At 58.3% G+C, this 22,953-nt stretch carries 20 protein-coding genes; 8 read left to right on the top strand and 12 right to left on the bottom strand.

The window, feature by feature from the left end; all coding sequences use genetic code 11:
- Nucleotides 1-11 precede the first annotated feature (11 nt).
- A complete protein-coding gene (locus AC0L7R_RS03585) occupies nt 12-731 on the top strand; it encodes a WYL domain-containing protein (protein ID WP_473658849.1) in 720 nt (239 codons plus the stop codon).
- On the opposite strand, the gene AC0L7R_RS03580 is transcribed toward AC0L7R_RS03585, so the two are convergent.
- The 4 genes from AC0L7R_RS03580 to ribA form a co-directional block, all read right to left on the bottom strand.
- Nucleotides 706-1,566, bottom strand: a complete 861-nt coding sequence (locus AC0L7R_RS03580; RefSeq protein WP_473658847.1) for a methyltransferase domain-containing protein — start codon at nt 1,564-1,566, stop codon at nt 706-708. The genes AC0L7R_RS03585 and AC0L7R_RS03580 overlap by 26 nt on opposite strands.
- Nucleotides 1,567-1,620: 54 nt before the next feature.
- Nucleotides 1,621-2,103 (bottom strand): RNA pyrophosphohydrolase, encoded by a 483-nt coding sequence (locus AC0L7R_RS03575; RefSeq protein ID WP_247129351.1) that lies wholly within the window; start codon nt 2,101-2,103, stop codon nt 1,621-1,623.
- Nucleotides 2,104-2,175: 72 nt separating this feature from the next.
- Nucleotides 2,176-2,670 (bottom strand): L,D-transpeptidase family protein, encoded by a 495-nt coding sequence (locus AC0L7R_RS03570; RefSeq protein ID WP_473658845.1) that lies wholly within the window; start codon nt 2,668-2,670, stop codon nt 2,176-2,178.
- Between the two features lie 54 nt (nt 2,671-2,724).
- Nucleotides 2,725-3,810, bottom strand: a complete 1,086-nt coding sequence (ribA, locus tag AC0L7R_RS03565; protein ID WP_473658843.1) for a GTP cyclohydrolase II — start codon at nt 3,808-3,810, stop codon at nt 2,725-2,727.
- A 159-nt stretch (nt 3,811-3,969) separates the two neighbouring features.
- Between ribA and AC0L7R_RS03560 the strand changes: the two genes are divergently transcribed.
- Nucleotides 3,970-4,656, top strand: a complete 687-nt coding sequence (locus tag AC0L7R_RS03560) for a response regulator transcription factor (protein ID WP_247129214.1) — start codon at nt 3,970-3,972, stop codon at nt 4,654-4,656.
- A gap of 123 nt (nt 4,657-4,779) precedes the next feature.
- On the opposite strand, the gene AC0L7R_RS03555 is transcribed toward AC0L7R_RS03560, so the two are convergent.
- The 3 genes from AC0L7R_RS03555 to serB are packed head-to-tail and all read right to left on the bottom strand — an operon-like array spanning nt 4,780 to nt 7,544.
- The gene (locus AC0L7R_RS03555; protein ID WP_473658841.1) at nt 4,780-5,535 is read right to left on the bottom strand and encodes a TSUP family transporter; all 756 of its coding nucleotides are present in this window, start codon (nt 5,533-5,535) and stop codon (nt 4,780-4,782) included.
- Nucleotides 5,536-6,672, bottom strand: coding sequence for a PLP-dependent transferase (locus AC0L7R_RS03550; RefSeq protein WP_473658839.1), 1,137 nt, complete (start codon nt 6,670-6,672; stop codon nt 5,536-5,538).
- Entirely contained in the window at nt 6,669-7,544 is an 876-nt protein-coding gene (gene serB, locus AC0L7R_RS03545; RefSeq protein ID WP_473658837.1) for a phosphoserine phosphatase SerB, read from the bottom strand. Before serB ends, AC0L7R_RS03550 begins: the two co-directional genes overlap by 4 nt.
- A gap of 247 nt (nt 7,545-7,791) precedes the next feature.
- On the opposite strand from serB, the gene AC0L7R_RS03540 reads away from it, so the two are divergent.
- From AC0L7R_RS03540 to mnmH, 4 genes are all read left to right on the top strand, one after another.
- The gene (locus AC0L7R_RS03540) at nt 7,792-8,931 is read left to right on the top strand and encodes a phosphoserine transaminase (protein ID WP_473658835.1); all 1,140 of its coding nucleotides are present in this window, start codon (nt 7,792-7,794) and stop codon (nt 8,929-8,931) included.
- A gap of 75 nt (nt 8,932-9,006) precedes the next feature.
- Entirely contained in the window at nt 9,007-10,602 is a 1,596-nt protein-coding gene (gene serA / locus AC0L7R_RS03535; protein ID WP_473658833.1) for a phosphoglycerate dehydrogenase, read from the top strand.
- 117 nt (nt 10,603-10,719) lie between these two features.
- Entirely contained in the window at nt 10,720-11,508 is a 789-nt protein-coding gene (locus tag AC0L7R_RS03530; protein ID WP_473658831.1) for a metallophosphoesterase, read from the top strand.
- Nucleotides 11,509-11,515: 7 nt separating this feature from the next.
- Nucleotides 11,516-12,571: a tRNA 2-selenouridine(34) synthase MnmH gene (gene mnmH, locus AC0L7R_RS03525; protein ID WP_473658829.1), complete on the top strand. Its 1,056-nt coding sequence runs from the start codon at nt 11,516-11,518 to the stop codon at nt 12,569-12,571.
- Here mnmH and selD read toward each other — a convergent pair.
- Genes selD through AC0L7R_RS03500 form a run of 5 tightly spaced genes read right to left on the bottom strand, consistent with a single transcriptional unit; the run spans nt 12,555 to nt 19,354 of the window.
- Nucleotides 12,555-14,723: a selenide, water dikinase SelD gene (selD, locus tag AC0L7R_RS03520; protein ID WP_473658827.1), complete on the bottom strand. Its 2,169-nt coding sequence runs from the start codon at nt 14,721-14,723 to the stop codon at nt 12,555-12,557. The genes mnmH and selD overlap by 17 nt on opposite strands.
- A gap of 25 nt (nt 14,724-14,748) precedes the next feature.
- Complete coding sequence (locus tag AC0L7R_RS03515) at nt 14,749-15,294, bottom strand: pyridoxamine 5'-phosphate oxidase family protein (protein ID WP_473658825.1); 546 nt, start codon at nt 15,292-15,294, stop codon at nt 14,749-14,751.
- Nucleotides 15,287-16,321 carry a lipocalin-like domain-containing protein gene (locus tag AC0L7R_RS03510; protein WP_473658823.1) on the bottom strand — a complete coding sequence of 345 codons (1,035 nt, stop codon included), beginning with the start codon at nt 16,319-16,321 and terminating at the stop codon, nt 15,287-15,289. Before AC0L7R_RS03510 ends, AC0L7R_RS03515 begins: the two co-directional genes overlap by 8 nt.
- Nucleotides 16,311-18,701 carry an FtsX-like permease family protein gene (locus tag AC0L7R_RS03505; RefSeq protein ID WP_473658821.1) on the bottom strand — a complete coding sequence of 797 codons (2,391 nt, stop codon included), beginning with the start codon at nt 18,699-18,701 and terminating at the stop codon, nt 16,311-16,313. Before AC0L7R_RS03505 ends, AC0L7R_RS03510 begins: the two co-directional genes overlap by 11 nt.
- Nucleotides 18,698-19,354: an ABC transporter ATP-binding protein gene (locus AC0L7R_RS03500; RefSeq protein ID WP_247129202.1), complete on the bottom strand. Its 657-nt coding sequence runs from the start codon at nt 19,352-19,354 to the stop codon at nt 18,698-18,700. Before AC0L7R_RS03500 ends, AC0L7R_RS03505 begins: the two co-directional genes overlap by 4 nt.
- A gap of 144 nt (nt 19,355-19,498) precedes the next feature.
- On the opposite strand from AC0L7R_RS03500, the gene bktB reads away from it, so the two are divergent.
- The gene (bktB, locus tag AC0L7R_RS03495; RefSeq protein WP_473658819.1) at nt 19,499-20,674 is read left to right on the top strand and encodes a beta-ketothiolase BktB; all 1,176 of its coding nucleotides are present in this window, start codon (nt 19,499-19,501) and stop codon (nt 20,672-20,674) included.
- A gap of 240 nt (nt 20,675-20,914) precedes the next feature.
- Entirely contained in the window at nt 20,915-22,951 is a 2,037-nt protein-coding gene (gene recQ / locus AC0L7R_RS03490; RefSeq protein WP_473658817.1) for a DNA helicase RecQ, read from the top strand.
- Nucleotides 22,952-22,953 lie beyond the last annotated feature (2 nt).

Here is a 22,953-nt window from a genome sequence, read left to right as displayed (position 1 = left end):
TATGATGGGGCATGAACCGCACAAATCGCCTGTTCCAACTGATGCAAGCCCTGCGCAACCATCGCCCGCCCGTGACCGCAGCCCTGCTCGCTCAGGAAACGGGGGTGTCCGAACGGACGCTATACCGCGATATCGAAGCGTTGCGGGGGTTGGGCGCTGTGATCGATGGCACCGCTGGATATGGCTATGCGCTGACTGAAGACCCCGCGTTGCCGCCGATGATGTTTAACGACGAAGAGATTGAAGCCTTGGTATTGGGTTTACGCGATGTTCAAGCGATTGCTGATCCGGCATTGGCCAAAGCCGCAGAAAATGCGCTTACTAAATTGCAGGCCCGCCTGCCCAGCGCCCAAGCGCATCGGTTGAAACATGCCGTGCTGGCGGTGAACCGGATTGTACCCCCGCCCAAGCCCAGCATTGACGTTGCCGCATTGCGACGGGCGACATGGGACGAATATTCAGTCGCGTTTAGATACGAGGACGGAAAAGGCGCACAGACGGAACGGACGATTGATCCGCTTGGGATTGTGTTCTTGCAAGACAAGCATTGCGTGATCGGCTGGTGCCATTTGCGCAGCGACAGTCGCGTGTTCAGGCTAGACCGGATGCGCGATCTGATTGTGACAGGCGACAGTTTCCGGCCACGACGCATCCCGATGCTGCAAGATGCGCTTGCCAAGATCCGCGCGGACGTCGCGGAAAAGGTTAAGCGGCACGGACCTGTAGCTTAAGCAAAAGATAGGTGTTGTTCGCCGAGAAATGCGCGGCGGTCCGTGTTTGCTGGTTCAACCGTTGATCAAGGCGGGCGCGTTTGCGCGGGCTAAGCAGACGCCGGATCATCCAATGCACGACAGACCGTGTCTTAGGTCGTTGGACCGCCATCTGCTCGTCCACGCGCCCCATCCCGTAGCCCACGACATTAAACAGCCCCTGTTCGACATCAATCGAAGGGGCGACGCTTTGGGTGATGTTCTCGGACGACAAAAGGTCTAGCGGCTGGTCGGCCAGAAAGGCATGGAATTTCTGAATGGGATGACCGCCACCAACTGTGGCTTGGACTTTGTCGGGCGAAAAGCCTTCGCTGCGAAAACAATCCGCGATCAGGATATGGCCATCCGGCTTCAGCAGCGTCATGCATTTGGGTATGCCCTGATCAAGCGGGATGTATTGATAGCTTTCGGAGAACAGGCAAAGATCGAACAGGCCGCTGAGTTCGGCGTCTTCAAACATCGCTTCGTGTACAACGGCAGTGGGCGCATTGGCACGACACCGTTCTGCCAGAAACGCGCTTGGTACAACAATTTCGACGTCGTGCCCAAGGGCAACCAGTTTTTTCGCCGTCTCGCCAGCGCCACCACCGATATCCAAAATACGCAGTGGCCCGTCTGGCAGTAGTTCGAACAGTTTCGCGGTATATGCTTCTTGGGCGGCACCGACATTGCCCGCGCAAACGTCCAATCCGTCCCAGATCCCGTAATGCAGATTTTCGCGACCCGTCAGCCAGCGCGAAAAAGACAGGCCAATATCGAGACCAACGGACCGACTATCAAATTTTGTATTCCCCATGAGGCGGACCTTAGTTGGTCCGCACCAAAGGGAAACTGTTTTTTTGACGTTAGGTCAAAGTTTTGCGGAAAATTCAGCCAGAACTTTTTCGTAGACTTCACGCTTGAACGGCACGATGTTTGCAACAAGCTGATCCTTCGGCATCCATTTCCATTCGGAAAATTCCGGATGTTCGGTCGCGATATTAATATCGGCGTCCGTGCCATGATACCGCATCAAGAACCATTTCTGCTCTTGCCCGCGATATTTGCCCTTCCAGATGTTCGGGACAATGGCGTGCGGCAAATCGTAGGGGATCAAACCAGCGCTTTCCGCTTCGATCGTAACCAGCTTTTCCGGCACACCTGTTTCTTCCCACAATTCACGAATTGCGGCATCGCGTGTGGTTTCACCTTTGTCGACGCCACCCTGCGGCATTTGCCAAGCGTCTTGGTCCCGATCCATGCGCTGCCCTACAAAGATATGGCCGCGCGGGTTGGCAAGCATGATGCCAACACATGGGCGATAGGGAAGCTGGGCGATCTGGTCGGGGGTCATAAAAAGGCCTTGGTGTTTCATATCTCAAATTCCTTGTCCGTTTGGACCGGAATATGGGTCAAGGTCCAGTGGTTATGCGATAACAAGTCGGCTATCTGGCCGAATACGGGGTGCAATCCACTGTAAATGGTCCCGCCGGAAGGCAACGCAGCCTGCTGTGGGCCGTCCTTTACCGCGCCATTGATGGATAAAGATGGCCGATCCGCGACCTTTGACCGCATAGGGCCAATTCCAATCGGTAATCAGGATCAGGTCGTACATCGGGTCGGCACGGCGCAGGTGTTCGTGGCTAAACGCGTGTGGCGCACGCACCATCATATTGTAGTCTTCGTCGCGCACATCATCCGACCAAAGATCACGCGGCCCAATCGGCAGCGCCCAATCCGCAGGTTTCGCGATCCGGTCAGGTCTGTACAACATCCCCACGATCCGGTGCACGCCGCGCGGTGTTGCCATATCGCCTTCGGCTTTGCGGTCAGTCAGCCCGCCACGCCCGATTGTGCGCGGGAACCGTCGCCCCATAAACCGTAAACCAGACGGCGTCACAACAAGATCAGAGGATTTCACGCGCTGCACCTGTTTGTTTGACGTCTCCTATATGTCCGCCCAAAGGTCCCGCAGTCACAAAAAATGTCCGGACTTTGCGGCCTTGGTCGCGAGATAAGCCGTGTTGAATCTGTTTTCGCCAATCTTCAGCGGCACGCGTTCCGTCACGGCGATACCTTCGCCTTCCATCCGCGCGATTTTGTTGGGGTTGTTGGTCATCAGCCGCACAGCGCTGAAGCCCATCTTTTTGAGGATGTCAGCCCCGATCCGAAAATCCCGTTCGTCGTCTTCAAACCCAAGGCGGTGATTTGCTTCAACAGTATCGAACCCCTGATCCTGCAACGAATAGGCCCGCATTTTATTCGCCAGCCCGATCCCGCGTCCTTCTTGGTTCAGGTACAGCAGAACCCCCTGACCATTTTCACCCATAGCCGCCAGTGCCCCGTGAAGCTGTGGTCCGCAGTCGCATTTCAGCGATCCCAGCACGTCGCCGGTGAAACACGCCGAATGCAGCCGCGCGAGCACGGGTTTTGACCGGTCGGGTTTGCCGATTTCAATGGCGTAATGTTCTTCGGCCCCGTCATCGGGCCGGAAAATGTGTAGGCGCCCCGCCTCTGATGCTTCCATCGGCAGGCGGGCCGCGACGATAGGTAATGACGGCGAAAGCCGCGTGTCCATGATCGCGCTGGCAGGAATAGCGGTCAGGTCGTTTTGTTTGGCAAATGCGCTATCGACCGCAAGACAAACACCGGCGGGTAACAACCGTGCCGCTTTGATCAATGTAATCGCCGCGCGGTGCGCATCTGCGTCACCTTCTCTGGCGGTCGCCAGCGGACCTTTCATTGGCGATCGCATGTCGTCTGCGGGATCAGCGATGGATTGCACCCATTTCAGTGTTGCGTCTGCGGGCAAGACCACACGCGCGATGTCGCCATCATAGGCGCGCGCTTTCAGCGTTTCGGCCCGTCGTCCCGTCACCGCGATGACGGGCGTGCCGCCCAAACCCCGCAAATCGTCCAGCCGTGCCTTGTCCAACGTTTCAGCTGCCAGCACCAAAAGCCCGCCGGATTCGCCGCCATCTGTCACCACAACAGGCACGCCCATGCGCAAATCCGCCCGCGCGCGCGCCAGTCGTTCTGTAATAGTTGGTATGAAGCTCACGCCGAAATCCCTTTCAATTGTTTCAGCCGATAGCCGTTTTAGGGCGAAAGTGAAACATTAGCTGTATCAAAGCACACGTCCGTGTGAGGCGCACCCTCTCGTTCTTGCCTGATGATCAATTTGCGATCACTTCTAGCGTAACAACGAAGGAAAGTCCCGATGGCTCAATTGAAGAAAATCCTGCTTGTCGACGATGATGACGACCTGCGCGAAGCGCTGGGTGAGCAGTTGATTATGACTGAAGATTTCGACGTGTTTGAGGCCGACGATGGCGCAAGCGCGATGGTGAAGGCGAAGGAAAGCATCTACGATCTTGTGATCCTTGATGTTGGTCTGCCAGACACAGATGGTCGTGAATTGTGCCGCCTGATGCGCAAGCAAGGCGTGAAGTGCCCGATTGTGATGCTGACCGCCCAAGATAGCGATGCCGACACGATCTACGGTCTGGATGCTGGCGCGAATGACTATGTATCCAAGCCGTTCAAGTTCCCTGTTCTACTGGCCCGTATCCGGTCCCAGTTGCGCACACACGAACAATCCGAAGACGCGGTTTTCCAGCTTGGGCCATATACGTTCCAGCCTGCGCAGAAATTGTTGGTCACGGAAGACGACAAAAAAGTACGTCTGACCGAAAAAGAAACCAACATCCTGAAGTTCCTGTACCGTGCCACCGAAGGCGTGGTTGCCCGCGACGTACTGCTGCACGAAGTTTGGGGCTACAATGCCGGTGTGACCACGCATACGCTGGAAACACACATCTACCGCTTGCGTCAGAAGATCGAACCTGATCCATCCAATGCCCGTCTTTTGGTTACGGAATCAGGTGGTTATCGCCTCGTCGCGTAAAGTTTGAATAATGTGGGAACCATTGTGACGTTCACTGGTTCCTATACCGAAGCCCGCTGGTGATCGGGTTATATCACCACCTCCCTGTTGGACTTGCCCGGGCCTTTTGGTCCGGGCTTTTTTCTAGATCATGTCCCAGAGCAGACGCAGTGCCAGTGCCGTCGCCGCGATCACCACAACGGGTTTGATCAGTTTGGCCCCCACACGCATCGCCAGTCGCGCCCCCACAGCTGCACCCGCAATTTGCGCCGCAGCCATCGCCAGCCCGACCATCCACCATGGTTCCGCCACAAGCGCATAAGCTGCGATGCCGCCTGCGTTTGACGCGAAGTTCAGCAGTTTCGTATGTGCCGTTGCTTTCAACACGCCGAAGCCCGCGAAGGCCACAAAGCCGATCATGTAGAACGCACCAGCCCCCGGCCCGATCAGCCCGTCGTAGAACGCCACAAGCGGCACGATGGTTACAACAAACACGCCTGCGCTGATTTTGCGGGTCCGGTCCAGATCGTCCAATCCGGGTTTCAGCGCAAAGAACAATGCGATGGCGATCAGAAGCACGGGTAGGCCGTAGCGGATCACGTCTGTCGGCAGTTGTGCGGTCAGAAACGCACCGATGATGGCCGCCACAAATGCGATAACCGCTGGCCCCAATTGCGCGCGCAGATCGACATGCCCTGCCCGCCCGTAAGTCCATGCGGCCATGGCAGCGCCGAATACGCCCTGTACCTTGTTTGTTGCGATTGCTGTTACCGGTGGCGCCCCTGCCAAGACGAGCGCAGGCAGCGTGATCAACCCGCCGCCCCCCGCAATCGCATCCACAATACCCGCGGCAAAGGCTGCGGCCACCAGCAAGATGACCAGTTCAACGGCAACTTCCATTTATGACAGCGCCTGTTCCCAGTCGTCTTTCAGGTCGTCAATATGTTCGATCCCCACTGAAACACGGATCAGGTTTTCGGGGATGCCTGTGTGCGGTTCGATCGTGTGGCGATGTTCCACAAGGCTTTCGACGCCGCCTAGGGACGTGGCCCGCAGGAATAGCTGCAGCTTGCCGACCACCTTTAGCGCCTCGGCCCGTCCGCCTTTGACGAGAACTGATAGCAAGCTGCCATAGCCGCTCATCTGCTGCTTCGCGACCTCATGTCCGGGATGATGGGGCAGACCGGGGTAGAAGACGTCTTCGACCTGTGGGTGGCTGTGAAGGTACTGCGCCAGCGTCATCGCGTTTTCGGTCATCCGTTCGACCCGCAACGGCAGCGTTCGCATTGCACGGATCAAGAGCCATGCTTCGAACGGTCCCAAAACCGCGCCCGCATCGTGGCGATCCATTTTTATCGCTTCCCAGATCGGATCAGTTGGGGCGTTCGTAGAAAGAACACCCGCCAAGACATCCGAATGTCCGTTGATCGCCTTTGTCGCGGAATGCATCACGATGTCCGCACCCAGCGCGAGCGGTTTCATCAAGATAGGAGTCGCTGCTGTCGCGTCCACAACCAATGTGCCGCCAACGGCATGGGTTGCCTGTGCCGCAGCCGCGACATCAACGGTCCGCAGCCACGGGTTAGATGGCGTTTCAATGAACACCAACGTCGGGCGATGCGCCTGACAGGCTGCTTTCAGAGCCGCGGCATCGCTTGCCTCGACTTCGTGCAATGTCACGTCGCGACGGGCGCAAAAATCGCGGATCCACTTTGTTGTGCCCCAATAGATACCGGATTGCACAAGCGCTGTGTCGCCTGCCAAAAGTGTCCGGAAGACACCCGCAATCGCGGCCATACCTGCGGGGAACAAAAGCGTGTCTTCGGCCTGTTCCAGCTTCGTGATCACATGCTCTGCGGTTCGAACCGTGTCGCTATCATCGCGCGAATAGATGTTGTCGGGGCGCACCAGTGCATAGTTTTCATCGCGCATGAAGGTTGTAGCAGGCTGGATGGGTGGCACGACGCCCGCGCTTTGCAGATCGACGGCGCCTGCGGCGTGCGCGGCAATGGTGGCGGGTTTCAGATCACGTTTCATGTGACGAATTCCGATTTAGCGTAGCCTTGCATGTAAAGAAGGGCCGTTAGATCACCATGGTTTACGCGGACCGATACCTTTTCCTGCAGCGCCGGTTTGCCGTGTAGCGCGACACCTGTGCCCGCGTTTTCAAGCATCAAAAGGTCATTCATGCCGTCGCCGACAGCGATTGCATCGGCAGGCGTGATGCCCAGCGTGGCGGTGATCCCGTTCAGCGCCTCTAGCTTGGCGTCTTGGCCAAGGATCGGACGGACGACTTTACCGGTGAGCTTACCATCCGCGATTTCGAGAGTATTGGCACGGTTTTCGTTAAAGCCTAGTTCAGACGCGACACGCGCTGTAAAAGCTGTGAACCCGCCGGACACCAGCGCCGCATAGGCCCCCTGCCCGCGCATCGTTTTCAGTAGTGTCGCACCACCGGGCATGTAAGTGATGCGGGTGTTCAGGACGTGGTCAATGATCGTTTCGGGTAGATCAGCCAGTAGTCCGACACGTTCATCAATCGCTTCTTCAAAATCCAACTCACCGTTCATCGCGCGCGCAGTAATCCCCGCAACACGGTCACCGACGCCAGCCTCTGCGGCTAATTCGTCAATACATTCCTGCTGGATCATCGTGCTGTCCATATCGGCGATCAGCATCTTCTTGCGGCGGCCATCAGCGGGCTGGATGATCAGGTCAACGGATTGATCCTGACACACTTGCCAGACCTCATCTGCGTTTTCCGGCATCGTTTGCAGCGAAAATTCAGCGGCTTCATCAGCGGCCAACCAGACTACATCACCGCCGCCCCAAGCGTTCCGTAAGCTTTCGACCAATGCGGGGTCCAATGTCGGGCGCGCCGGGTTGCACAAAAAGGTTGCTACAAACATTTCAAAGTCCTTACGCCGTCTATTCTACAGTGCGGTCTGCCTGCTTCCCTTCGCCAAATAAACGCAAACAGCACGACCAGCAACGCCAAGCGCCAAGTTTCCGATCCGCACCACGTATCGACCAAAACCGACAAAAGAATCGGCAGCCGCGTCATTTTCCCTGTTGTCGTGGCGGCGGCTTGCCCCTATTTCGATCAGCGGGACACCCTTCCCCAACGAAGGGCATATATCTGTGAGGATACCAGTAATGGTCACGACACCACCGGCTGTGCGCCCGGCGAACGCACGTTTTTCTTCTGGCCCCTGTGCCAAACCCCCTGTTTTTTCATTGGACAAGCTTGCTGACGCGCCCTTGGGCCGCTCGCACCGTGCCGCTATTGGCAAATCCAAACTGGCAGAAGCCATTGACCTGACACGCGAGATCCTCGGCATCCCCGCCGATTACCGCATCGGGATCGTGCCTGCATCCGACACTGGCGCTTTTGAAATGGCGATGTGGTCCATGCTGGGCGAACGTCCGGCGGAAATGGTCGCATGGGAATCGTTCGGCGCAGGCTGGGTCACTGACGTGGTCAAGCAGCTGAAGATCGAAGCCAAAACACATACCGCAGACTACGGTCACATCGTTGATATGGCTGCGTTGAACTATGACAACGACGTCTGCTTTACATGGAACGGCACAACATCCGGTGTGCGGATGCCAAACGGCGACGCGATCCCAGCGGACCGTGCGGGTCTGACATTGTGCGACGCGACATCCGCTGCGTTTGCCCAAGACCTGCCATGGGACAAACTGGATGTGACAACGTTCTCTTGGCAGAAAGTCATGGGCGGCGAAGCGGCACACGGCATGCTGATCCTGTCCCCACGCGCTGTTGAGCGTTTGGAAAACTACACACCTGCGTGGCCACTGCCGAAAATTTTCCGCCTGACAAAGGGTGGCAAATTGATCGAAGGTATTTTCCGCGGCGAAACCATCAACACGCCATCCATGCTGGCTGTTGAAGATTACCTTGTTGCGCTGAAGTGGGCGCAAGACATCGGTGGTCTGAAAGCCCTGCAAGACCGCGCCAATGCCAACGCGCAGGCGATCTTTGATTTCTGCGATGCGAACGACTGGATCGCGAACCTCGCCGAAGATGATGCGACACGGTCGAACACATCTGTTTGCCTGAAGTTCACAGACGACCGGATCACAGACGGTGCAGCATTCGCCAAAGCCGTCGCAAAACGTCTGGCTGACGAAGACGTCGCACTTGATATCGGTGCGTATCGCGATGCCCCTGCCGGTCTGCGGATCTGGTGTGGTGCGACGGTGGAAACATCTGACATCGAAGCCATGCTGCCATGGCTGGCTTGGGCGTTCGAAGCTGAAATCGCGGCGTAAAGCCCGAATTTTCCAGAAAATTCGCCACCCCGCTGATGGGGTGGCACATTCCCCTTAAGTTGAAGGACCATTCCAATGGCCGCTCCTAAAGTACTGATTTCCGACAAACTCTCTGCTGCCGCTGTTCAGATTTTCAAAGACCGTGGCATCGACGTTGATTTCCAGCCTGACCTTGGCAAAGACAAGGACCTGCTGCTGGCCGCGATCCCGCATTACGACGGTCTTGCGATCCGCTCTGCGACTAAAGCGACCCAGAAAATCATCGAGGCCGCCACGAACCTGAAGGTCATCGGCCGCGCCGGTATCGGCACCGACAACATCGACAAAGAAGCGGCATCCAAAGCCGGTATCATCGTGATGAACACGCCATTCGGCAACATGATCACAACGGCCGAACATGCCATCGCGATGATGTTCGCTGTTGCGCGTCAAATCCCAGAAGCATCCGCGTCTACACACGCTGGTAAATGGGAAAAGTCCAAGTTTATGGGTGTTGAGCTGACAGGCAAAACGCTTGGCGTCATCGGCGCAGGCAACATCGGCGGGATCGTGTGTGATCGCGCGAAAGGTCTGTCCATGAAAGTCATGGCCTACGATCCGTTCCTTGGCGAAGAAAAAGCCGCTGAAATGGGCGTGAAAAAGGTCGAACTCGACGAACTGCTGGCAAACGCTGATTTCATCACGCTGCACGTGCCGTTTACGGATCAGACAGCCAACATCCTGTCGAAAGAAAACATCGCCAAGACCAAAAAAGGCGTGCGCATCGTCAACTGTGCCCGTGGTGGTCTGGTGGACGAAGAGGCACTGGCTGAAGCCCTGAAATCCGGCCACGTGGCTGGCGCTGCGTTTGACGTCTTCGCCGTTGAGCCTGCAACAGACAGCCCGCTGTTCAACCTGCCAAACGTTGTCTGCACACCGCACCTTGGTGCTGCCACAACCGAAGCCCAAGAAAACGTGGCCCTGCAGGTCGCAGAACAGATGTCCGACTACCTGCTGACAGGTGCGGTTTCCAACGCGCTGAACATGCCATCCGTCACGGCGGAAGAAGCCAAGATCATGGGCCCATGGATCAAATTGTCCGGCCACCTTGGTAACTTTGCCGGTCAGGTGACTGACGAGCCGATCAAAGCGATCAACATCCTGTTCGACGGCGAAGCCTCCGACATGAACCTCAAGGCGCTGACAGCGGCTGTCATCGCGGGCATCATGAAAAAGGTGAACCCGGATACGAACATGGTCTCCGCCCCTGTGATTGCAAAAGAACGCGGCATTCAGGTGTCCACAACGAAGCAGGACCAGTCTGGCACATTCGACGGCTACGTGAAAGTGACCGTTGTGACTGACGAAATGGAACGGTCCATCGCGGGCACAGTGTTTAGCGACGGTAAGCCGCGCTTTATCCAGATCAAAGGCATCAACATCGACGCCGAGATCGGTGAACATATGCTCTACACGACCAACAAAGACGAACCGGGCATCATCGGGTCCTTGGGCCAAACGCTTGGCGCGCATGACGTTAACATCGCGAACTTTACCCTTGGCCGGTCCGCCGCGAAAGAGCAGGCCATCGCGATGCTTTACGTCGACGAACCTGTGCCAGCCGATGCGCTGAAGGCGTTAGCCGACACCGGACTGTTCCAAAAAATCAAAACCCTCAAATTCGAGGTGTAAGCCAAGCGGGCCGCTCATTGATTGAGCGGCCCTTTTGCTTCTTTGACGTCTTCCAAATCCCCGCCGGAGGCTCCCGCACTATCCGCGCGTGTAACTTACAATTTCAGGACACACCTTATGATCTACGCAATTGGTGACATTCACGGTCAGATCGAAATGCTCGACCATGCGCTTGACCTTATTGAACAGGATGGCGGTCCGGACGCGGAAATCGTGTTCTTGGGTGATTATACCGACCGTGGCCTGAATTCTTGCGCAGTGATTGACCGCCTGATTGCAGGTCAAAAGGCCGGTAAAAACTGGCGCTTCATCATGGGCAATCACGACCGGTTCTTTGCCAACTTCGTCACGATGGGCAAACAGCACGATCCACGTGTCGCGTCAGGCATCAACTGGTTGAACCCACGTTTGGGCGGGACCAATACGATCGCGTCCTACGGCGTTAAAGGCGAAGCCATTTTCGCGGCTCATACCCGTGGTGAACAGGAAATACTGCTGCATTATCAAACCGATGCGGGTGCGTTGACACCTGATCAGGTTCAGCAGGCCGCAGCAAAGGCTGTTCCGCAGGCCCATATTGACTTCATCAATGCGTTGCCGCTGACCATTGAAACGGACGATCTGCTTTTCGTGCATGCTGGCATCATGCCGGGCGTCGCGCTGGCCGATCAAGACCCCGAAGACCTGCTTTGGATCCGCGAAGGGTTCTTGGATGACACAACCGATCACGGCAAACTTGTCGTGCACGGCCACACAGCGCTAGAGGCACCGACCCATTTCGGCAATCGCGTCGATCTGGACGCAGGCGCAGGTTATGGTCGTCCGTTGATCCCCGCCGTGTTTGTCGGTCGGGACTGTTATATCTTGACCGAGACTGGCAGGGTGCCATTGATCCCAGCCGATTAAGGCCACCATGCCCGTCAAATTCGCGACCCTTCAGGATATTGCAGCCCACAATGCGGACACGATTATTGATGTCCGTTCGCCTGCGGAATTCGCGCAAGATCACGTCCCAGGCGCGATCAATCTGCCTGCCTTGAGCAACGATCAACGCGCCGAAATTGGCACAATGTATGTCCGTGACAGTGCCTTTCGCGCCCGCAAACGTGGGGCTGCGATGGTGGCCCGTAATGTTGCCGATCATCTTGACGGACCTTTGCGCGATCACGACGGCGGTTGGCAGCCGTTGGTCTATTGCTGGCGGGGCGGTCAGCGGTCAGGGTCGTTTGCGTCGATCCTGCAGCAGATCGGGTGGCGTGCCGAAACGATTGCGGGTGGTTATCAGAGCTACCGCCGTTTGGTGCATGACTATCTGTATGAGGCGCCGTTGCCGCACCGGATTATTCTGCTGGACGGGAACACCGGCACCGGCAAAACGGCTGTGCTCGGGCATCTTAGGGATCGCGGCATCCAGACCATTGATCTGGAAGCCCTTGCCGCCCATCGCGGGTCGCTTTTAGGAGGGACTGACGCCCCGCAGCCGGCCCAGAAAGCGTTTGAAACTGCACTTGCGCAGGCGTTTGTCGCCTGTGATCCATCAAAGCCCGTCGTGATCGAGGCGGAAAGCAGCAAGATTGGCCGGATTAACCTGCCTCCGTCGGTTTGGTCAGCCATGTGCGCCGCCCCGCGTGTGATGATTGCGGCCTCTGTTGCGACGCGTGCGGCCTACTTGGCGAAGGCATACACGGATGTATCGACGGATTTGACTGCGCTGTCTGGGCGCCTGCAACCGATGCGCTATATTCGGGGCCACGCTGTTGTGGATGCTTGGCAGGCGGCACTTGTGTCTGGTGATCTGCAGAAATTCGCAGCGTCGCTAATGGAAACGCATTACGACCCCGCTTACGACAAGGCACGGGCGCTGCAAGCGCATCAATTGCTGGGGCAGGTCAGGGCCGAAACGCTTGATTCCGACGGGTTACGGCGCACCGCAGATCAAATCGCCGCGTTGATTAATCGCGCAGAATGATCCGCCCGACCTGATCCGTGATCGTCCCGATCTGGGCGGCTGGATACCCGGCCTGTTTCAGCTTTGCGATTACATCAGCGGCTTGTGACGGATCAACAGCCGCGAGCAATCCACCTGCGGTTTGCGGGTCGAACATCAGGTCAGACAGAGCGGAGTTCGTGCATTCGACACCTGCCACACCCGCCTTGTTGGAATCGAACAATGAGGACTGCTGCCCAGATTCTGCCAATGTGCGCGCGCCCTGCATCAACGGCACGTCCGTTAGGGTGATTTCTGCACCGACGCCAGACGCCTCGCAGATACCTGCCAAATGCCCCGCAAGCCCGAAGCCTGTGACGTCGGTCATCGCATGCGCGTCTTTTAACACCGCCGCCGCGTCCGCCTGCCCTTGCACCATTTGATGCAATGCGGCTGCCACGTCTGCGCCTGCCGCTTTGCATTGCATTTCTGCCGCCATGATCACGCCGGACCCGATGGGTTTTGTTATGATCAGCGCGTCGCCCTTTTTGGCACCTTTCAGCGTGATCGGCTGTCCGTCCACCAGCCCCGTGACCGTGAAACCGATGGTCAGCGCGTCACCTTGTGATGTATGACCGCCGACAATGGCCGCACCTGCATCGGTGAAAACGTCATGCGCGGTGGTCATGATTTCGGCCAAGGCGCGTTCCTGCAATATCTCTGACGTGCGCGGTAGGATGATCGTTGCGGTCGCGGCTTGGGGCTGCGCCCCCATCGCCCAGATATCGCCCAGCGCGTGAACCGCCGCGATGCGCGTCATCATGACCGGATCGTCGATCATTGCGCGCAGGTGGTCCGTCGACATGACTTGGGTCGCGTCACCTGTTTGCAGAATTGCGGCATCATCGCCCGCGACGGATTGGATATCGTCCCTTTGCGCGCGTGGCAGGTCAGACAGCACGTTCCGCAACGCCCCGCGCCCGACCTTTGACCCGCAGCCGCCACACATGGGTTTGTCACCAAGCGTTTCACGGACACCCAGCGCGACCGTTTCCGGCAGATCAGGCAAGGCCATCGGGCTGAGCCCGTCGAACTGGTTCATAAAGGTCCGGTCGATGTGGTTCTTGAGCTTCCACAACAGTGTCCCCTGCCGTGCTGTTCCGAACTTTTCAGCGAGCGCTGATTTCCCGCCAAGCGAGATCAGCTTCAGGTAATCCTTTTGTGGCTTATACGCCCGCAGATCACGTCCAGACAAATGCGCCTGAAGGTTATCGAACAAAACCGGTGCTTCGCGGACCGCATAGACGCCCGCCTTTGGACGCGGATCGAAGCTGAGGTGCGCACAATCGCCAACCGCAAAAACGTCTGGATTGCTGGATTGCAGCTTGTCGTTGACGGTGATGAAGCCTTCGTGGATGTCCAGATCAAGCCCCGCCACCCAGTCATGCGGTTTTGCGCCCGCCGCACCGGTGGTGAAGTCGGATTTGATCAGCGTGCCGTCCGTCAGAATCACGCCATGCGCCGCGATTTCGGCAACGTCTGCGTTTTCGATGAGCGTGACGCCTTGGGTTTCCAACGCGCCAAGCACCTTGCCTTTGGCCACGGACCCAAGGTCTTTCAGGACGCTGCCCCGATCCACAAGCTGGACCACGGCGCCATCGGACCCGTCGCAGCGTAGGGCATGCGCCATCGCCATCGCAAGTTCCGCCCCCGCAACGCCGCCACCGATGATCGCGATATGCGGGTTCTTTGCCGTTGCACGGAAGGCGTCCCAGCGGCTTGCGAATACGCCCAAGGGCTTGGCAGGAATGGCATTTTCCGTGAAGCCTTTCAACGACGGCATTGTCGATGTGATCCCCACATCAACGGCGGTCACGTCATAGGCAATCGGTGGTCGTCCCGGTACGCTGATGGTTTTGCCGTCTACGTCGATATGATCAACCGCCCCAAGGATGACCCGTGCGCCCGCAAAGCGGCCAAGCTGCACCAGATCGATGTCCAAATCGTCCCGCGTGTAATGTCCTGCAACGAACCCCGGTAGCATGCCGGAATAGGGTGCCGTTGGTCCCGGATTAATGACCGTCAGGCGCACGCCGGGTAGCGGTTTCATCGCCCATGATCGCAGCACAAGCGCATGGGTGTGACCACCGCCAACAAGAACAAGATCACGGGTTTGGGGGAGCTGTGTATTCATGCCTCGTTTGATAGCGGTGCGATTGTTACGGCGCTAGCCACTTTCCGGTCCAGTCACCGACCTGTGAGAAAGCCGCACGCCGATGGATGTCACCGAGATAAACTGTGTCAATATGGGTCGCCTGACAGGACAGAACGGCAAAGACAGCGGGATCGGGTTTCTTGGTGTAGGCGGTGCTTTGTGGGATTGGCTGGCCGGGTGCCGGCGTGATCCCGTAGCTGTTTTTGGAATGATCCGGCACGGCGTTCCAACGATCCATGACAGCGTCACCGGTTAGGATCGTGACATCGGCTCGCACGCGGATTTGCAGTGCGAGGTCAGCGTCCCAAAGGTGGATCGCAGCCTTTGGATTGTTCCGTAGGCTGGTGATTTTGTCGGACTGCAGATCGGTGTAGAGTTCCAAGGTGCGCGTGTCCGGATCGACGTCGCGCAGCACCACGGTCCGCACCTCTGGCTGGCCGTCGATGCTGACGGTCCCTAATGCCACGTGCGCCCGCTCAGCCGCCCCCTGCGTCAGCCGATCCCAGACCTGCGCCTGTGTCCCGTCGAGCGTTTCCCACCAGTTATTCATAGCCTGTCATCTCCAAATATCCGCGACCTGTGTGGCTGCCTGTGATCCGCACCGGCCCTTCCCAATAGGGCACTGACGTTGTCATCCACGCGTCTGTGTTGATCGCCGTGACCGTTGCATCTACGCCCTTGTCCGCCAATTGGACCCGCCATGTTGTCGGAATTGTTGCGCCGCTGGTATCTGACTTAGCCAGCGGTTCGGCCTGAAACGCGCCGTCTGGGTAGGCGGTTGTCGTCCCATCGCTGTCGATCCAAGTGGCAGACGAATAGGCGCTGCCATCGGATTGGCGCAGCAAGAACCCCATCATCTTGGTCCCATCATCGAACGAAAGGGAAAACCAGTCCCAGCCAGTTTGATCCGCGGCCAACGGTTGCGATGACCATTCGCGGTCGAGCCATGCGCTGCCCGTGACTGCGACCGGCCCGTCAGGCAAGATCAGCGTACCTGCGATGTCGAAATAGGGTTGAGAATAGTAATAAGACGCCTGCCCCCCCGCTGATTTAACCGAATAGCCAGCGTCGCCGTGAAAAATCAGCGGGCCTTGCGCGGTCAGGTCCATGTCGTAGGCGAAATCAGGGCCGCTGGCGGTCATGTCCAGCGTCGTCCAGTCCCCTACCAAAGTCCAATCGTCGATCCATGCCTCAAACGGGTCCGCTATCGCACCCGCCTGCCCGATCCCGCCGCGCCCGATGCGTTCGGTGACGTAGTGGTCGGTTGGCGTGGTGACAGCCGCGTGTCCCATCCACAGCTGCGGCGCGGTCCAACCTGCGCCTGCTTCGGGGGCCAAAGCGGACCGGAACAACGTCCATTGCAGGCCATAATCGGTGCCGTCATCGCCTTGCAAGTTCGCCGTCAGATACCACCATTCGATGCGGTAGTCGTTGTGCGGGCCGTGGTCTGTGGGGAAATCAAACACAGGGTCCGGCGTCGGTACGCTGAACCCGTCCGCGTCACCGCCGAGGCCGGCAAACCCTTGGGCTTGCGCCATGATCGGACATAGCGCGAAGACGATGGCTTTAACGTTCATGGGAAAACACCTTGAGCAGATCAGCAGGCGGGGTCCGGGCCAGCCTGATGGCGGGCCAAAGGGCTGCGACAGCGGCTGCGAGAACCGCGAAACCGAACAGCCGCACGTAATCCCACGGGAAGAAATACATCGGCAGTTCCCACCCGAAGGCCGCGACGTTCACCACTGCCAGCAACGCCCACGCCAGCCCAAGCCCCAACGGCAAAGCGATCACTGCGGTGAGCAAGGCAAGCAAAATTGCACGCAATACTTCGAGCCGCCCCAGTTGTTTGCGCGTCACGCCCACCGCCCAAGCAGGGGCAAGCTGTGGGACGCGCATGGTGGCCAATGTCAGCAAGCTCATCAGGATCGCGAAACCAGCAACGGCGAGCGTCAGCACATTCAAAGCTGTGGTGACGATGAAGGTCCGGTCAAAGACGTCGAGCGAAAACGCTTTGATCCCCGCTTGGTTGATCATGTTCGCCTCTGGGATGCCGACATCTTCATTTAGGATCGTCCGTACGCGACCTACATCGCCGTCGGTGATCCGTAGGCCAAACCGCAGAGGGCTGATGTCGGGGTACATCCGTTCAAAGATATCTTCGCCGATCACAGCCTGCCCAATCGGGTTGCCGTAATCCCCATACACACCCGCGATCACCAGCGGTTCGCCGTCGACGTCCAGCGTATCACCGACCCGCAAATCCGCCCGCCGGAACAATTGTTCGTTGATCAAGATCGCCTCGCCTGCCTCGACACGGTCCCAAGGGGCATCGCCGCTTTCCAGCAAGGTCCAGTTGTCGCGATAGGTGCTGTGGATGCGGGTGCCGTAAACTTCGGTCTGGATGCCTTCCAGCGGGATCGTGGCCGCCATGATGGGCAGGGTGATGTCCACCTCGGGTGCGATCCGGTCGATTATGGCGTCGGCCTGTGCGGTGTCGGTGGCCGTGACGTACAGTTCCGACGCGAGGCGTTGATCAAGGAAACCGACGAATGTCAGGCGAAAACTGCTGACCATCGTCGACACGCCCACGTTTGCCGCCATCGCAAGCAGCAACGCCATGAGCGCGAGTGATAATCCCGGTAATTGCTGCCGCGTATCTGCCCAGAACCATTGCGCGATGACGCCTTTGGCGCGGTTCGCCCCGAAGGCCAAACAAACGCTAAGGATCACAGGCAAACCAAGGGCCGCGCCGATCAAAAGCGCCGCGAGCATGGCGAAACCTGCGACCAGTCCCTTTGCTGTCAGCGCCAAGATAATTGCTGTGCCGATTAGCACTGCAGCCAATATGCCTTGCACCTGCGCGCGGCGTCCTGCCGCCATCGCCATGGCGCGGGGTTGTGCCGCGGCGAGAAGTGGCATCCGGCTGAGTTTCCATAGTGCCCCTGCCGCTGCGACGGCTGTGCCGCCCAGCGCAATCGCCAGACCTGACAACCACCAACTGGGGCGCAGTTGCAGGGTTCCTGCCACCTCTGCCCCGTAAAGTCCGTTCAACGTCGCGGCGACCCCCGGCAGTAAAAGCCCCGCGATGACGTAGCCAAGTGCCACCCCGATGATGCCCGCGACCAGCGCCATGAGCATGAGCTCGACCGCAATCAGCCCGATCAATCGGTTCAACGGCACGCCCAGCGCCCTCAACGTGCGGACGACGGGCCTACGCTGTTCAAACGCGAGACCAATCGCCCCGTTCACGATGAAAATACCGACGGCAAAGGACAGCAGCCCAAATGCGGTGAGGTTAAGATGGAAGCTATCGGTCAGCTTCGCCACATCAGATCCGGCTTGGGCGGTCCGACGGATCAGGTTCGGGGCGATTTCAGGTAGTGGTGTTTGCACGATGGGCTGGTTAGCGGCCACGACAAGCAGATCAATTTGATTGGGACGGTTAAGAAGACGCTGCGCGACGCCGATGTCAGTATAGGCGACATTCGGGGCGGTTTCCGGTGTGATGACGCCGTCGACGTCCAACGTGTCTAGTGCTGCAATCGTGTCAGTTGTGCCGAAGATTTGGCCGTTGCCCGACAGAAATGCGCCAATGTCCGCGCCCGCCGCAAGATCAACGGGACCAAGACCACCCGGCGCGGTCAGCGGATCGATCCCGATCAGACGAACACCGTTGATCTGCCCTTCGACAACGGGACTGACCAGCCAGCCCGCGCGGCGCAGTGCGACATAATCCGCTTGAGCAATCGGTGCGTCGTCGCTGGACACGAGTTGATCAAAACTGGCTTCGCCCAAGGTCGCGGCGGCATTGTCGTAGCTTGCGCGCGCCTCTGCGTTCACGGCCTGCACGCCGGACCACAATGCGGTCGCCAGCGCCAATCCGGCCAGCAAAGTGAATAATTGCAAGGGATTGCGCCGCCAGTGCGACAGCAGTGCAGAAAGGGCGGTCCGCGTCACGCGACCTGCCCTGCCCGCAGATGAACGCGCCGCGCGAGACGCCCCGCTAGCGCGTCGGAATGCGTGACCATCAACAGGCCAGCCCCCGTATCGGCAACCAGCGCCAGCATCAGGGACATGACGTCGTCCGCTGTCGCTTCGTCCAAGTTACCGGTTGGTTCATCCGCAAGCACCAGTTTGGGACGCGGGGCCAGCGTGCGAGCAATCGCCACGCGCTGTTGTTGCCCACCGGACAATTGTTCCGGGTATTTACGCAGATGGGGGGTCAGGCCCATGCTATCAGCGAGATGAGCGTTCCATGCGGTGTCGTTCGTGCCCGCAAGACGGGCCTGAAACGCGATATTATCCGCGACCCGCAGGCTTGGGATCAGGTTGAACTGCTGAAAGACAACGCCAACGGTGCCACGCCGCAGCGTCGCACGCCCCGTGTCATCCATCGCGGCAATGTCCGCGCCGTCAATCATGATCTGCCCCTGATCAGGCGTATCAAGACCGCCAATCAGATGGAGCAGCGTGCTTTTCCCACTGCCGCTTTCACCGGTTAACGCGAGGCTTTCGCCAGCGTCTAATGTCAGATCGACACCGCGCAGCACCGCGAACGGCCCATCAGCGGTATGAAATGTCTTGTGAATATTGGTCGCGTTCAGCAGCATCGGCATCTTCCTTTGCCCCAGACCTAACACGCCAGAGGCGAGAGGAAAGCGCAGGTCGCAGGCGTTGTGCAGATTTATGACCCAACGTCCCACCTCGCGCTGGCCTGTGTTTGCGATAAGCAGGGCGAAACGGGAGGATTTACTATGACAGATATCGTAATTTTGGGCGGCGCACGGACAGCGATCGGCGGCTTTGGCGGATCATTGGCGGGAACGACGACGATCACGCTTGGCACGACAGTGGCGCAGGCGGCGATTAGCCGTGCGGGTATTGCAGCGGATCAAATCGGCCAAGTCGCATTCGGGCACGTGATCAACACAGAACCCAAAGACATGTACGTCAGCCGCGTCGCCGCGATGCAAGCGGGCGTGCCGGATACGGTACCTGCGATGAACGTGAACCGTCTATGCGGGTCTGGTGTGCAGGCGATTGTGTCGATGTTCCAAGCGCTTTCATTAGGTGACGCCGATTTCGCGTTGGCGGGCGGGACTGAAAACATGTCGCGGTCGCCCTACATCATGACCGACGCCCGTTGGGGGGCGAAGATGGGTGATATCAAGTCCCAGGACATGATGCTCGGCGCGCTGAACTGCCCGTTCGGGACAGGCCATATGGGCGTGACGGCAGAAAACGTGGCGGGTGAACACAGCATCACACGCGAAGACCAAGACGCCTTTGCGATGGAAAGCCAGACGCGTGCGGCCGCCGCGATTGCAGCTGGTCGGTTTGACGATCAGATCGTGCCGGTCGAAGTGCGCAAACGCCGCGACACGGTTGAATTTGCGACGGACGAGCATCCGAAGGCCACAACACTGGATGCACTCGCAGGCCTGCGTCCTGCGTTCCAGAAAGACGGCAGCGTCACGGCGGGCAACGCATCTGGCTTAAACGACGGGGCGGCTGCGGTTGTTATGGCAACGGAAGCGGCAGCCGTCGCGGCAGGCTTAACGCCAGCGTTCCGCGTTTTGGGCTACGCCCACGCAGGTGTGCGGCCAGAGGTTATGGGCATTGGTCCTGTGCCAGCTGTGCAAAATCTGCTGAAGAAGACCGGCCTAAAGGCGCCTGATTTCGATGTGATCGAATCCAACGAAGCCTTTGCCGCGCAGGCCATCGCAGTAAATCGCGCCCTTGATCTGGACCCCACGAAGGTCAACCCGAATGGCGGTGCGATTGCGCTTGGCCATCCGGTTGGCGCGACAGGTGCGATCATCACGGTGAAGGCGATGTATGAACTGGAACGCATCAGCGGCAAACGCGCTTTGATCACGATGTGCATCGGTGGCGGTCAGGGCATCGCGCTCGCAATTGAGCGGCTCTGAATTTCATCTGTCCCTAACAACTCTGAGGGTTTGCGGGCTAGCCCCCGTCAATGTCTCGTTCGAGGGCTGGCACACGCGGTGTCGCATTTTTGCAAAATGCGATGCCTTCGGCGAGGATATTTAAGGCCAAAAGAAGCGGTGCGGCGGCGTATCACCGCATCCTTCGCCCTTGTTTAGAGGGCATTCATATGAGACTGTTAGGCAAACGAGCAGATAACAAAAAACAACAGGATTTCCCCGATGGGCGCTGCCACGCTACTTCGTGATGTGTTTGGATTCGATGCCTTCCGGCCCGGCCAACAAGACATTGTCGAAGCTGTGGTTGATGGGCGCAATACGCTGGCGATCATGCCAACGGGTGGCGGCAAATCCTTATGTTTCCAATTGCCAGCATTGGTCCGCGATGGTGTCACTGTTGTGATTTCTCCGCTGATTGCGTTGATGCGCGATCAGGTGCGGGGCCTTCGCGAAGCGGGGGTTGAGGCCGGTGCGCTGACGTCCGGCAATACGGATGAAGAGACCGATGCCGTCTGGCGCGGGCTTGAAGCGGGTACGCTGAAGCTGCTGTATATGGCCCCTGAACGTCTGTCATCGAGCGGGACGATCAACATGTTGCGCCGTGCGGGTGTCAGCATGATTGCCGTCGACGAGGCGCATTGTGTTTCCCAATGGGGCCATGATTTCCGTCCAGATTATCTGCGGATCGGTGAACTGCGGGCGACTTTGGATGTGCCATTGGCCGCCTTTACCGCCACGGCAGATGCCGAAACACAAGAAGAGATCATTCGCAAACTGTTCGACGGCGAAAAGCCTGCGACGTTTTTGTATGGTTTTGACCGCCCGAATATTCACCTCGCATTTCAGGTGAAGGATGGGCCCCGCGCCCAGATCCTGAACTTTGCAAGTGCGCGCAAAGGCCAGTCCGGCATCGTCTATTGCGGCACGCGTGCAAAAACTGAAACGCTGGCGGGTGCGCTGCGCGAGGTCGGACATTCCGCCTGTTATTACCACGGCGGCATGGACGCCGAAGAACGCCGCGATGTGGAACGCCGTTTTCAGCAAGAAGACGGGTTGATTGTGGTTGCGACCGTCGCCTTCGGGATGGGAATTGATAAGCCTGACATCCGCTGGGTCGCGCATGCTGATCTGCCGAAATCCATTGAGGCGTATTACCAAGAAATCGGTCGTGCCGGTCGGGATGGTGATCCTGCCGAAACACTGACGTTGTTTGGCCCCGACGATATCCGGTATCGTCGGCAACAGATCGACGAAGGGATTGCGCCACCTGAAAGGCGTGCTGCTGATCATGGGCGGTTGAATGCGTTGCTAGGGTTGGCAGAGGCGCTGCGGTGTCGCCGCGTGAACCTGCTGCGTTACTTCGGCGAAAACCCAGAGCCGTGCGGCAAGTGTGATCTGTGCGATAAACCCGCCGAGATTTTCGATGCGACCACGCCTGTGCGCATGGCCTTGTCAGCCGCGTTGCGGACAGAAGAGTGGTTCGGGTCTGGTCATCTGATCGACATTCTGCTTGGCGCAAATACGGACAAAATCCGCCAGCGTGGTCATGACAGCCTTCCGACCTATGGTGTCGGGAAGGAATACGACCGCCGCCAATGGCAGGCGATCTTCCGGCAGATGATGGGCCATGATCTGATGCGTCCTGATCCCGCACGGCATGGTGCGTTGCGGATGACCGACGGGGCGATTCCGATTTTGAAGGGCGAAGCGTCGATTGAACTGCGTCGCGATACGATCCGCGCGGCAAAAGGTACGGGCCCGAAAGTCCGCCAGATGGTCAGCGAAGAAGACGCACCGTTGCTGTCCGCGCTGAAAGCAAAGCGCCGTTATCTGGCCGAACAGGCAAATGCCCCCGCCTATATCATTTTCAACGATCGCACGTTGATCGAAATGGCTGAAAAGCGTCCTATGACGCTGGACGATATGGCCCGTATCGGCGGTGTCGGCGCGAAGAAACTGGAAAGTTACGGCAATGCGTTTCTTGAAGTGATTGCGGGTGAGGCAGAACAGCTGCATCCCCAACGCCGCAAACTCGCTGGACGCAATGAAGGCGACGTTTATGATCGGTTGCTGGCTGTCCAGACCGACCTGCAACGCGGCCCGCATGGTGCGGATAAACCGATGAGCCTGAATGCGTCGTTGTTGGCCAAAGTCGCACAACTGCGCGGCGCGGATAGCACGATGATCGAAAAGCTGATCGGCGAAAAATACGCCGAACGCTTTGGCGATGCGTTCCTTGAAGTGCTCGAAAGCGCTTAAGC

The sequence above is a fragment of the Yoonia sp. D2-7 genome, assembly GCF_055809435.1.
Note: the sequence above shows the minus strand (reverse complement) of the source record. Positions and strands in the feature narration are given on the sequence as shown.